The organism is Luteimonas sp. A649 (assembly GCF_054072735.1).
Genome location: NZ_JBSVRQ010000002.1, coordinates 460169 through 472284 on the forward strand (window position 1 = coordinate 460169; position 12116 = coordinate 472284).

A 12116-nucleotide genomic window follows, 5' to 3' on the forward strand; every position below is an offset into this window, starting at 1 on the left:
ACAGGTCGCCTCCCCCACACGGCGTACGTCGTCCCGCGCGCATATGGCTTGCAACGAGTCGCATCGAGGAACCGCGCCATGAAAGTATCCAAGTTCGCCTGGCTCCAGTGTTCAGCGCTGGCCCTGCTGGTGCTGGCTGGCTGCACCAGCAGCAACATCCGCGATGCGGCACCCGGCCAGGAACGCGCAGCCGCGGTGGAGGAAGAACGCAATGAGGTGCGCGCGGCAGCGCGCAGCACGTTGCAGGAGCTCTACGCCACGCAGCCGGGCGCCAGGCAGGCGGTGGAAGGCGCGGCCGGGCACGCGGTATTCAGCAACTTCGGCATGAAGATCCTGGTCGCCGGTGGCGGCTCCGGAAGGGGCCTGGCGGTCGACAGGGCGGGGCGGGAAATCTTCATGCGCATGGCCGAGGTGCAGGCCGGCATCGGCTTCGGCGTCAAGAAGTTCCGGGTGGTGTGGGTGTTCGACACGCAGGCGGCGTACGACGAGTTCGTCACCAAGGGCTTCGAGTTCGGCGGCCAGGCGACGCTCGCCGCGCAGGCCGGCGGCCAGGGCGCCGCCTACGCGGGCGCAATGTCGGTCTCGCCGGGCGTCTGGGTTTACCAGATCACCGACGACGGACTCGCCGCCGAGTTGACTGTGAAAGGCACCAGGTACTACCGCGACAAGGATCTCAACTAGTGCCGGCAATCCGTGCACCCCATCGGTAGCTCGCTGGAGGTAGCGGTGAACAAGTCGCGCGAGGACCGGTAGGCGGCGATCAATGCCGCCGTGACCGATATTCGCCAAGTACCCGTTCGGGCTGGCGGATGAAACAGGTGTCATGCACCCCCTTCAACCGTGAGATGCGGAGCTGACCATGGCAATCGAGCGCAAACCCAACATCCTCATACTTTGGGGCGACGACATCGGCTACTGGAACATCAGCGCCTACAACCAGGGAATGATGGGCTACAAGACGCCCAACATCGACAGCATCGCCAAGGAAGGTGCGTTGTTCACCGACTGGTATGGCCAGCAGAGTTGCACAGCTGGTCGCGCCTGTTTCATCACCGGGCAGGTCGGCTTCCGCACCGGCATGCTCAAGGTCGGTTTGCCCGGCGCCCAGGAAGGGCTCAAGGCGCGCGACGTGACGATTGCCGAACTGCTCAAAGGACAGGGCTACAAGACCGGTCAGTTCGGCAAGAATCACCTCGGTGACCTCGACGAACATCTGCCCACCGCGCATGGTTTCGATGAGTTCTTCGGCTCGCTTTACCACCTCAATGCCGAAGAGGAGTTCGAGAATCCCGATTACTTCAAAGATCCGGAGATGATCAAGAAGTACAAGACGCGCGGCGTGCTCCATTGCTGGGCGAACCCGGACGGCACCCAGAAGATCGAGAGCAAGGGTCCGCTGGGCAAGAAGCGCATGGAGACCATCGACGAGGAGGTCACCAAGGAGGCGCTGCGTTTCATGGAAGAGGCCAAGAACGAGGACAAGCCGTTCTTTCTATGGTGGAACGCCACCCGTATGCACATCTTCACCCACCTCAAAGAGGAGAGTCAGGGCGTGACAGGCCTGGGCACCTATCCCGACGGCATGGTCGAACACGATGGTCACGTCGGGCAGATGCTCGCCAAGCTCAAGGAGCTCGGGCTAGACGAGAACACCATCGTCATGTACTCGACTGACAACGGCTCCGAATCCTTCAGCTGGCCGGATGGCGGCACGACGCCGTTCCGCGGCGAAAAGAACACCAACTGGGAGGGTGGCTACCGGGTGCCCTGCGCGCTTCGCTGGCCGGGCATGATCGAGCCGGGAACGGTGAACAACGACCTGTTCGCACACGAGGACATGCTGCCGACGCTCCTCGCCGCTGCTGGCGTGCCCGATGTCAAGAAGCAGTTGCTCACGGGAATGGAGATCGGCGAGAAGACGTTCAAGGTCCATCTGGATGGATACAACATCACCGATGCGCTCGGCGGCAAGAGCGCCAGCCCACGGCACGAGTTCATGTACTTCAATGATGACGGTTCGATCGTCGCGCTGCGTTACGACAACTGGAAGCTTACGTTCCAGGTGCAGCGTGCCGAGGGCCTGGAGGTCTGGCAGGAGCCGTTTGTTGCCTTGCGGTTCCCGATGTTGAACAACCTGCGCTCAGATCCATTCGAGCAAGCCCACGAGATTGGTATCGGCTATCCGAAGTGGCGCCTGGACCGTGCGTTCCTGCTGGTGCCGGCGCAGGCCATCGTCGGCAAGTTCCTCATGAGCTTCAAGGAGTTCCCGCCCAGCCAGAAGCCGGGAAGTTTCAGCCTTGATCACGTGATGGCATCGATCTCGGCAGGCCTGCAGGGCGGGTGATGGAAGTCGTTACTGCAAACGATGTACTGCCGCATTGCGGCGGCAGTGCACCGGCGCCGAAGCGCGACGCGCCCGTCGGAGGCGGGCGCGCGTGCGAACCCGATGCGCACGATTGTTTCAGCTGGGGTGGAATGACGGACGACGAAGCTGGCCAAGGGGGGGCCGACAGGATCGCGCAGGCCGTGGGCGCTTTCTACGAGCGCCACCCGTATCCGCCGCCGGTCGATGACCTCGACCGCTACCGCCAAGCGTGGGACGACGCACGGCGGCGAGCCGATGCCCATCTGTTCTGGCCGGCCGAATCTTATCGCGATGACCGCAGCATTCTGGTCGCGGGCTGCGGCACTTCACAGGTCGCGAAGTACGCGCTGCGCTGGCCAAATGCACGCGTGACCGGCATCGATCTGAGCGCTGCCAGCATCGAGGAAACCCGGAAGCTCAAGCACAGGTACGGTCTGGAGAACCTGGAACTGCATCAATTGCCGGTCGAGCGCGTTGTCGATCTCGGACGCAGTTTCGAACAAGTGGTCTGCACCGGTGTGCTGCACCACCTGTCGAGCCCAGACACTGGTTTACGGGCGCTGCGCGAAGTCCTCGAACCTGGTGGCGCCATGCACCTGATGTTGTATGCGCCCTATGGCCGCGCCGGGATCTACATGCTGCAGGAGTACTGCCGCCGGCTCGGAATTGGCACGACACGGCAGGAAATACAGGAACTCGCCGCAAGCCTGGACATGTTGCCGGCAGGCCACGCGCTGATACCGCTGCTGCATAACGCCCGCGACTTCCAAAGCGAGGCCGGCCTGGCGGATGCGTTGCTGCACCCGCAGGACCGGGCGTACTCCGTGCCGGAGGCGCTGGACTTTCTGTGTGCGGCCGACCTGGTGTTCGGGCGCTGGATACTGCAAGCGCCTTACCTGCCATATTGCGGCGCGCCACTCGTTACGCCCCATCACGCGCTGCTGGCACAACTAGATCCGGAAGGGCAGTTTGCCGCGATGGAGCTGTTCCGCGGAACCATGAGGCAGCACAGCCTGATTGCATACCGCAACGACCGTGTACGCCACGCGGAGATCACCTTCGACGACGAGGCATGGTTGGACTACGTGCCAATCAGGAAGCCCGACACCATCGCGGTGCAGGAGCGCCTGCCCGCAGAATCCGCCGCAGTCCTCATCAATCGCAGCCACTCCTACGCAGATATCTACTTGCCGATCGACGCCCGACAGAAGGTCTTGTTTGATGCGATCGACGGTTCGCGCTCAATCGGCGAGCTGGCTCCGGACTGCGAGCGACGCCAGACCGCGCGGATCCTGTTCGAACGACTTTGGCGTTACGACCAAGTGGTGTTCGACTTGTCATACCGGCCGACCCGATCGAAAGCTGATGCGGGCCCCTGCAACTCTTATGACCACCAACGGGATTTTTTATGAGCGCGATACTTGAAGCCATGCCCGTCGCCGCGCCGGGACCGTGTCCGTTTCCCGGCATGGTCTGGATCCCCGGCGCGACGTTTCGCATGGGTTCCGACCATCACTACCCCGAGGAAGCGCCAGCGCACCCGGTCAAGGTGGACGGCTTCTGGATGGACGCCACACCGGTGACCAACGCGCAGTTCCGCCGGTTCGTCGAAGCGACCGGACATGTCACGTTCTGCGAAACCGCGCCGGATGCATCCGATTACCCCGGCGCCGATCCTTCGATGCTGATCCCCGCATCGGTGGTGTTCGTGCCACCGACACATCGCGTGTCGTTGGTCAATCACTACCAGTGGTGGCAGTTTGTGCCCGGCGCCGACTGGCGTCATCCGCTGGGGCCGTGCAGCTCGATCGATGGCTGCGACGATCACCCCGTGGTTCATGTGGCACATGTCGACGTCGAAGCCTATGTACAGTGGGTCGGCAAGCAACTGCCGAGCGAAGCCGAGTGGGAATGGGCGGCGCGTGGCACAGGCGCCGACACCGAATTTGCGTGGGGCGATGAACTCGCACCGGGCGGACGACACCTTGCGAACACGTGGCAAGGCGAGTTTCCCTGGCAGAACCTCGCCGAGGACGGGCATGTCGGCACCTCGCCGGTCGGCACGTATCCAGCCAATGCCCACGGGCTGTCGGACATGATCGGCAACGTCTGGGAGTGGACCAGCGACTGGTACAGCCAGCGCCACGCCGAACCTGCAGCCAAGGCCTGCTGCATTCCAAGCAATCCGCGCGGCGGTGCACGTGACGCCAGTTTCGATCCGGCGCAGCCGCACATCCGCATCCCGCGCAAGGTGATGAAGGGCGGCTCGCACCTGTGCGCGCCGAACTACTGCCAGCGCTATCGCCCGGCCGCACGCATGTCGCAGCCGGTCGATACCTCGACGTCGCATCTTGGTTTCCGCTGCGTGGTCCGTGCCGGGCGGGGGAGCGACTAGCGATGGAAGCGCTGTTCCGCGAGCTCTCCAATGCCGTGGCGCTGGCGCTCGAGGCAGCCTCGGTGCTGATCATCGTGATCGGCGCGATGGAGTCCCTGTACCGGCTCGTGGTGCCGCTGATCGCGCGCGTGGATACGCATGGCGTGCGCCGTGCGGCGTGGCTGGTCCTGGCCCGCTGGCTGGTGCTCAGCCTGGAGTTCATGCTCGCGGCGGACATCGTGCGCAGCGCCATCGCACCCAGCTGGGACGACATCGGCCAGCTCGCTGCGATCGCGCTGATCCGCACCTTCCTCAACTACTTCCTCGAACGCGACCTGGAAGAAGCGGCGCAGCTGAAAGACGCGCCCGGCAACCCGGCGGAGGCTTCGTGAATACTCCCCATGATCCCGCAGGCGACCGCGTCAAGCCGCTGCCGGAAGCGCTGGCCAGGTCGGTGGAAGGCAAGGACAGCGGTACCGCGTCGACCCTGCTTTCGACGCACAGGACCCAGCTGTCGGAGCACCGCACCAACCTGTCGGAGCATCGCACCGGTCTGTCCGACCTGCGATCGCATCTGTCGAACGAACGCACCCACCTGTCCTACCTGCGCACCGCGATCTCGCTGATCGGATTCGGCATCACCATCAACCGCTTCAGCGTGTTCCTGCAGGAGCAGGGCAAGGTGGCGGCCAACCAGACCGGTCCGATGCTGCGCAGCTCGGAGCACGCTGGTGCCGGGATGGTCGTCATCGGCCTGGTGCTGATCGTGTGGTCGTTGTACCGCTACTGGCACGTCAACGAGGACATCGAGAAAGCGCGATTCAGGCCGCTGCATCGCGCCGTGATCATGCTCACGGTGCTGCTGGTGCTGGCAGGCGGATTCACGGCTGCCTGGCTGTTTCTCCAACAGTAGGTCCGGGAGCTCGGTATGGACGACATGTGGATGCGCTTCGTCGAGAACATGATCGACCGGGTCAGCGGGCCGATGAAACTCAGGCTGCTCCTGCAACCGACCATGGCCGCCATCTTTGCGGTCCTGGATGGCTTGAAGGATGCGAAGTGGGACAAGCCGCCGTACTTCTGGGGGCTGCTGAAGGATCCGCAGCACCGCCGGGAGATGGAACTGGATGGCTGGAAGCACGTCGGCAAGGTTTTCATCCTGGCGCTGGTCCTGGACGTCGTCTACCAGGTGATGGTCGCGCGCTTCGTCTATCCGGGCGAGGCCGTCGTCGTCGCGATCGTCCTGGCGATCGTGCCCTATCTGATGCTGCGCGGACTGGTCAACCGCCTGGTGCGCAAGTTCGGTTGATGACCCGGAACTGCTCTTCTGTGCTCCCAAGGAGATACCCATGTCCACCCAAAAGAATGACATCCAACGCAGCATCCTGCCCATCCCGGACCTCCAGCACGTGGGTGTGACCACGTATGACGCCAAAGACCCGGGCGCGAAGTATCCGAAGATCGAGCAACTGCGTCCGCCGAAGGGCGCGCCCAATGTGCTGGTCATCCTGATTGACGACGTGGGGTTTGGCGCATCGAGCGCGTTCGGCGGACCTTGCCACACGCCGGCTGCCGAGCGATTGGCGAAGAACGGACTGAAGTTCAATCGCTTTCACACCACCGCGCTCTGCTCGCCGACGCGCCAGGCGTTGCTGACCGGGCGCAACCACCATTCGGTGAGCATGGGTGGCATCTGTGAAATCGCGACCTCGGCTCCGGGCTACTCGTCAGTGCTGCCGAAGAACAAGGCGCCGCTGGCCATGACGCTCAAGCTCAACGGCTATTCGACGGCGCAGTTCGGCAAGTGCCACGAGGTGCCGGTCTGGCAGACGAGCGCGATGGGCCCCTTCGACCAATGGCCCTCCGGCGGCGGCGGGTTCGAGTACTTCTACGGCTTCATCGGCGGAGAAACCGACCAGTACTATCCAGGCCTCTATGAAGGTACGACGCCGATAAATCCGGGCAAGACACCCGAAGAGGGCTACCACTTCACCGAGGACATGACGAACAAGGCGATCGCCTGGATCCACCAGCAGAAGTCGCTGATGCCCGACAAGCCGTTCTTCATCTATTTCGCACCTGGCGCGACCCACGCGCCGCATCACGTGCCGAAGGATTGGATCGACAGGTACAAGGGAAAATTCGACGGCGGATGGGACCGGCAGCGCGAGGAGACGTTCGCGTGGCAGAAGAAGCTGGGCGTGATTCCCGCTGATGCTGTCCTCACCGAGCGGCCCGCCGAGATTCCCGCCTTCGATGAGATGCCGGAGGCGCTCAAGCCGATCCTCAGGCGCGAGATGGAGATCTATGCGGCGTTCCTCGAGCATACCGACCATCATGTTGGCCGCCTGCTCGATTCCCTGAAGGACCTGGAGATCCTCGACGACACGCTGATCTACTACATCATCGGCGACAACGGCGCTTCAGCAGAGGGGACGCCGAATGGCTGCTTCAACGAAATCGCCGTGCTCAACGGCATGGGTACGCTGGAAACGCCTGAGTTCCTGATGAGCAAGATCGACGACTTCGGCGGGCCGGAAGCATCGAACCACTACGCGGTGGGTTGGGCGCATGCGATGAACACGCCTTTGCAATGGACCAAGCAGGTGGCGTCCCACTTCGGCGGCACCCGCAACGGCACCATCGTCCACTGGCCAAACGGTATCAAGGCCAAGGGCGAGGTCCGCACGCAGTTTCATCACGTGATCGACATCGCGCCGACGGTGCTCGAGGCGGCAGGGATACCTGCTCCGATGATCGTCAACAGCGTGCAACAAGCGCCGATCGAGGGCACCAGCATGCTGTACGCGTTCAATGACGCCAAGGCGGCGGAGCAACGCGAAACACAGTACTTCGAGATGTTCGGCAACCGGGGTATCTACCACAGGGGTTGGACCGCCGTGACCCGGCATGGCATCCCTTGGGTAGGCTTCTACGACCGTACCTTCGATCAGGATATCTGGGAGCTGTATGACACCAATACCGACTGGAGCCAGTCGAAGGACCTGGCCAAGGACAATCCGGAGAAGCTGTACGAGCTGCAGCGGCTGTTCCTGATCGAAGCGGTCAAGTACAACGTGCTCCCGCTCGACGAGCGCCTGTTCGAGCGCTTCAACCCGGACCTCGCCGGCCGGCCCCAGCTCATCAAGGGCAACACGCAGCTGCTGTATGGCGGCATGAACCGGTTGAGCGAAGGTTCGATCGTCGCTACCCACAATAAGTCGTACTCGTTGACCGCGGAGATCGAGGTGCCGAAATCCGGCGCCGAAGGCGTCATCGTCGCCATGGGCGGCATGACGGGCGGCTGGAGCTTCTACGCCAAGAACGGCAAGTTGAAGCACTCCTACAACTTCTTCGGCATCAATGAGTACTTTGCCGAGGGCACGCAGCCCATTCCTGAAGGGAAGCACCAGGTCCGCATGGAGTTCAAGTACGACGGCGGCGGCACTGCCAAGGGCGGCACCGTGTCGCTGTACGTGGACGGCAAGAAAGACGGCGAAGGCCGTGTCGACCAGACCGTGCCGATGGCGTTCGGCACAGAGACCTGCGACCTCGGCGAGGATGCCGGCGCACCCGTGTCTTCGGACTACGAGGCAACGGGCAACCGGTTCTCCGGTCAGGTCAACTGGGTGCAGATCGACTTGGAGAAGGACGATAACGACCACCTGATCTCGCCGGAGGAGCGCTTCACGCTGGCGATGGCGCGGCAGTAAGAACTGGCGGCGGTCGAGTTGATGGCCGGGAAGAACTGGATCGTGAGGACTTTTGGTGGCTGGCCGGCCCAGTGCCCGCAGGCGTGGTCATGCAGCGGCACGAAATGGGATTCAACGTCGACGCGGTGATGAACAATGTTACTGAGAGCTCCGGCCGAAGGAGGTCGTGATGAATCCTCGGAGCTGGCTCACGTTGGCGGTTGCCTGGGCCGGCCTCGCCGCAACGCCAGCTGTCCTCGCCGATGAGGGCGGCGTGAGCTTCTGGATGCCGGGGCAATTCGCCAGTTTCGTGGCGGCACCTGGCGACCCGGGTTGGTCGCTCGGCATGGTCTATTACCACGCCACTACCGATGCCGACGCCGCGCAGTCGTTTCCCCGCGGCGGGCGAATCGCCGCTGGCCTCGATGTACGAGTCGACCTGTTGCTCCTCGCGCCGACTTTCGTAGTAAAGACACCGGTCGCTGGCGGGCAGGCCGCGTTTTCCATTGCCGGGTACGTGGGACGTGTCGATGTCGAGACGACCGCCATGCTCCAGGGGCCGCTCGGCAATACGTTTACAGGCGGCTTGCGCGATTCGCTCCAGGGCGTAGGCGATCTTTATCCGTCAGCGTCGCTGAAATGGAACCATGGCAACCACAACAACATGGTCTACACGATGGCGGGTGTGCCGGTCGGATCCTATCGGGCCGATCGCCTTGCCAATCTCGGCAGCAACCACTGGTCGGTCGATGTGGGCGGTGGCTACACCTACCTGAATTCGACCAAGGGGCGCGAGTTCTCGGCCGCAGTTGGCGTGACCCACAACTGGGAGAACCCGGACACGGGCTACCAGAACGGCGTCAGCGCGCATCTGGACTGGGCGGCGTCGCAGTTCCTGTCCGAGGCAACGCATGTCGGGCTGGGCGGCTACTTCTATCGACAAGTCACCGGCGACAGCGGCGCCGGGGCGGTGCTCGGCGATTTCAAGTCCCGAGTCTCAGGCATCGCGCCGCAAGTGGGGTACTTCTTCCCCTTGGGCGCACACAAAGGCTACGTCAACGCCAAAGGCATCTACGAGTTCGATGCAAGGAATCGTCCATCGGGCTGGAACGCGTGGGTGACGTTGGCCATCCCCCTCGGCCGATAGCATCCCGCTGCACCGCTCCGGCCGGCCATGTGTCCGGCCGACATCCTGGGCCTGAGCTGCATCCACGCCCATCGGCCGACACTCGAATTAGGCCCTAGGTCCAATTGAGGCCACTCTTTTCCGCGCCGCAGAATCAATGAACGCGATCAGGAAGGAATATGGCGATGTCCGACGAAAAGATGGCTCGAACTGTTTTGCCCATTCCCTCATCTCCCCGCATAGGCCTGATCACCTATGACGCGAAGGACCCGGATACAAAATTCCCGCCGATCGAGCAGTTGCGCCCGCCCAAGGGCGCGCCCAACGTGCTGGTGATCCTGATCGATGATGCAGGCTTCGGCTCCACAAGCGCGTTTGGCGGACCTTGCAACACGCCGAATGCCGAGCGCCTCGCGGCGCGGGGCCTGAAGTACAACCGCTTCCACACGACGGCGCTCTGCTCGCCGACGCGCCAGGCCCTGCTCACCGGTCGCAATCATCACTCGGTCGGCATGGGCTGCATCACCGAGGCCGCCACCGGCTCTCCTGGCTATTCATCGGTTCTGCCAAACACCATGGCTCCGCTGGCGAAGACGCTGAAACTCAACGGCTACGCCACTGCACAGTTCGGCAAATGCCATGAAGTGCCGGTGTGGGAAACCAGCCCGGCCGGCCCGTTCACTGCGTGGCCCACGGGTGGCGGCGGGTTCGAGTACTTCTACGGCTTCATCGGTGGCGAGGCGCATCAGTGGTATCCGTCGCTCTACGAGGGCACCACGCCGATCGAGGTGAAGAAGACACCCGAAGAGGGCTATCACTTCATGGAGGACATGACCGACAAGGCGATCGGCTGGATCGGCCAACAGAAGGCGCTGATGCCTGACAAGCCGTTCTTCATCTATTTCGCGCCCGGCGCGACCCACGCGCCGCACCACGTGCCGAAGGAATGGGCCGACAAGTACAAGGGCAAGTTCGACCAGGGCTGGGACAAGCTGCGCGAAGAGACCTATGCGCGGCAGAAGAAGCTCGGCGTCATTCCCGAGGACTGTGCGCTTACCCCGCGGCACGAGCAGATCCCCGCCTGGGACACCATGCCCGAGGAGATGAAGCCGGTGCTCCGGCGCCAGATGGAGGTGTATGCAGGCTTCCTCGAGTACGCCGACCATCATGTCGGCCGCCTCTTCGACACGCTCGACAAGCTGGACCTGAGCAACGACACGCTGATCTATTACATCATCGGCGACAACGGTGCGTCGGCCGAGGGCACCTTGATCGGCGCCTACAATGAGATGGCCAACTTCAACGGCTTGGCCGCGCTGGAGACTCCCGAGTTCCTGATGGAACGGCTCGACAAGCTGGGTGGGCCGGAGTCCTATAACCACTATGCCGTTGGTTGGGCGCATGCGATGAACACGCCCTATCAGTGGACCAAGCAGGTCGCGTCCCATTGGGGCGGCACCCGTAACGGCACGATCGTGAGTTGGCCGACGGGGATCAAGGGCAAGGGCGAGATCCGCTCGCAGTTCCATCACGTCATCGACGTCGCCCCAACCATCCTGGAGGTGGCGGGCCTGCCGCATCCGGTGTCGGTTGACGGCATCCAGCAGGCGCCGATCGAAGGCGTCAGCATGGTGTACTCAATGAATGACGCAAAGGCCGCCGAACGCCGCGAGACCCAGTATTTCGAAATGTTCGGCAACCGCGGCATCTACCACAAGGGCTGGACGGCCGTGACGCGGCACAAGACGCCGTGGCTACTGGTCGGCGACAAGATTCCGGCGTTCGACGACGACACGTGGGAGCTCTACGACACCAGCACGGATTGGAGCCAGGCGCGTGATCTCGCGGAGAAAAAGCCGGACAAGCTGCGCGACCTGCAGCGGCTCTGGCTGATCGAGGCGACGCGCTACAACGTACTGCCGCTCGACGATCGCGCCGCTGAACGCTTCAACTCCGACCTGGCAGGCCGCCCCGTCCTCATTCGCGGCAATACGCAGATCCTCTTCGGCGGCATGGGACGGCTTTCGGAGAACTCCGTCATCAGCATCAAGAACAAGTCGCACTCGGTGACAGCGGAGATCGATGTGCCGGATGGCGGCGCGCACGGCGTGATCATCGCGCAAGGCGGCAATATCGGTGGCTGGGCGCTTTATGCCAAAGAGGGAAAGCTCAAGTACTGCTACAACCTGATCGGCGTAAAGCACTTCTTTGCCGAGTCCGACAGTGCGATCCCGGCCGGATCCCATCAGGTCCGCATGGAGTTCGCCTATGCAGGCGGGGGACTTGGCAAGGGCGGGGCGGTCACCCTCCTTATCGACGGCAAGCAGGTAGGAAAGGGCCAGGTCGAGGCGACGGCCCCGATGGTGTTCTCGGCCGATGATGGCCTCGATGTCGGCTGTGACACCGGGGCTTCGGTCTCGCCCGACTTCGGCCCGCAGGACAACGAGTTCAACGGCACCGTCAGGGGCGTCCAGCTGGCCATCGCGGAGGCTGCGGAAGACTCCGATCACCTCGTGTCGCCGGAGGAAGCCATGCGCGTGGCGATGGCTCGGCAGTAGC

The 12116-nt window shown here is 63.2% G+C and carries 10 protein-coding genes; all 10 read left to right on the forward strand.

From position 1 onward, the window contains the following. The first annotated feature begins 78 nt into the window (after nucleotides 1–78). Nucleotides 79–681: a lipid-binding SYLF domain-containing protein gene (locus ACW5E8_RS11630; protein WP_456965683.1), complete on the forward strand. Its 603-nt coding sequence runs from the start codon at nucleotides 79–81 to the stop codon at nucleotides 679–681. A gap of 178 nt (nucleotides 682–859) precedes the next feature. After that, on the forward strand, nucleotides 860–2344 hold the full coding sequence (locus ACW5E8_RS11635) for an arylsulfatase (protein WP_456965684.1): 1485 nt from the start codon (nucleotides 860–862) through the stop codon (nucleotides 2342–2344). Next, entirely contained in the window at nucleotides 2344–3777 is a 1434-nt protein-coding gene (locus tag ACW5E8_RS11640; RefSeq protein ID WP_456965685.1) for a class I SAM-dependent methyltransferase, read from the forward strand. The genes ACW5E8_RS11635 and ACW5E8_RS11640 overlap by 1 nt, the downstream gene beginning before the upstream one ends. Beyond that, nucleotides 3774–4760 (forward strand): formylglycine-generating enzyme family protein, encoded by a 987-nt coding sequence (locus ACW5E8_RS11645; RefSeq protein WP_456965686.1) that lies wholly within the window; start codon nucleotides 3774–3776, stop codon nucleotides 4758–4760. Before ACW5E8_RS11640 ends, ACW5E8_RS11645 begins: the two co-directional genes overlap by 4 nt. A gap of 2 nt (nucleotides 4761–4762) precedes the next feature. Next, entirely contained in the window at nucleotides 4763–5131 is a 369-nt protein-coding gene (locus ACW5E8_RS11650; RefSeq protein ID WP_456965687.1) for a DUF1622 domain-containing protein, read from the forward strand. Continuing rightward, nucleotides 5128–5652, forward strand: a complete 525-nt coding sequence (locus tag ACW5E8_RS11655; protein WP_456965688.1) for a YidH family protein — start codon at nucleotides 5128–5130, stop codon at nucleotides 5650–5652. The genes ACW5E8_RS11650 and ACW5E8_RS11655 overlap by 4 nt, the downstream gene beginning before the upstream one ends. A 15-nt stretch (nucleotides 5653–5667) precedes the next feature. Next, nucleotides 5668–6048, forward strand: a complete 381-nt coding sequence (locus tag ACW5E8_RS11660; RefSeq protein WP_456965689.1) for a hypothetical protein — start codon at nucleotides 5668–5670, stop codon at nucleotides 6046–6048. Nucleotides 6049–6088: 40 nt separating this feature from the next. Beyond that, a complete protein-coding gene (locus ACW5E8_RS11665) occupies nucleotides 6089–8452 on the forward strand; it encodes an arylsulfatase (protein WP_456965690.1) in 2364 nt (787 codons plus the stop codon). A gap of 169 nt (nucleotides 8453–8621) precedes the next feature. Next, the gene (locus ACW5E8_RS11670) at nucleotides 8622–9578 is read left to right on the forward strand and encodes a SphA family protein (protein WP_456965691.1); all 957 of its coding nucleotides are present in this window, start codon (nucleotides 8622–8624) and stop codon (nucleotides 9576–9578) included. 164 nt (nucleotides 9579–9742) lie between these two features. Continuing rightward, nucleotides 9743–12115: an arylsulfatase gene (locus tag ACW5E8_RS11675; RefSeq protein WP_456965692.1), complete on the forward strand. Its 2373-nt coding sequence runs from the start codon at nucleotides 9743–9745 to the stop codon at nucleotides 12113–12115. Nucleotide 12116 lies beyond the last annotated feature (1 nt).

What these genes read in the sequence shown, in the direction of transcription:
- ACW5E8_RS11670 (WP_456965691.1), top strand. Translation starts at nt 8,622, where the DNA reads ATGAATCCTCGGAGCTGGCTCACGTTGGCGGTTGCCTGGGCCGGCCTC.
- ACW5E8_RS11665 (WP_456965690.1), top strand. Translation starts at nt 6,089, where the DNA reads ATGTCCACCCAAAAGAATGACATCCAACGCAGCATCCTGCCCATCCCG.
- ACW5E8_RS11645 (WP_456965686.1), top strand. Translation starts at nt 3,774, where the DNA reads ATGAGCGCGATACTTGAAGCCATGCCCGTCGCCGCGCCGGGACCGTGT.
- ACW5E8_RS11660 (WP_456965689.1), top strand. Translation starts at nt 5,668, where the DNA reads ATGGACGACATGTGGATGCGCTTCGTCGAGAACATGATCGACCGGGTC.
- ACW5E8_RS11675 (WP_456965692.1), top strand. Translation starts at nt 9,743, where the DNA reads ATGTCCGACGAAAAGATGGCTCGAACTGTTTTGCCCATTCCCTCATCT.
- ACW5E8_RS11650 (WP_456965687.1), top strand. Translation starts at nt 4,763, where the DNA reads ATGGAAGCGCTGTTCCGCGAGCTCTCCAATGCCGTGGCGCTGGCGCTC.
- ACW5E8_RS11635 (WP_456965684.1), top strand. Translation starts at nt 860, where the DNA reads ATGGCAATCGAGCGCAAACCCAACATCCTCATACTTTGGGGCGACGAC.
- ACW5E8_RS11640 (WP_456965685.1), top strand. Translation starts at nt 2,344, where the DNA reads ATGGAAGTCGTTACTGCAAACGATGTACTGCCGCATTGCGGCGGCAGT.
- ACW5E8_RS11630 (WP_456965683.1), top strand. Translation starts at nt 79, where the DNA reads ATGAAAGTATCCAAGTTCGCCTGGCTCCAGTGTTCAGCGCTGGCCCTG.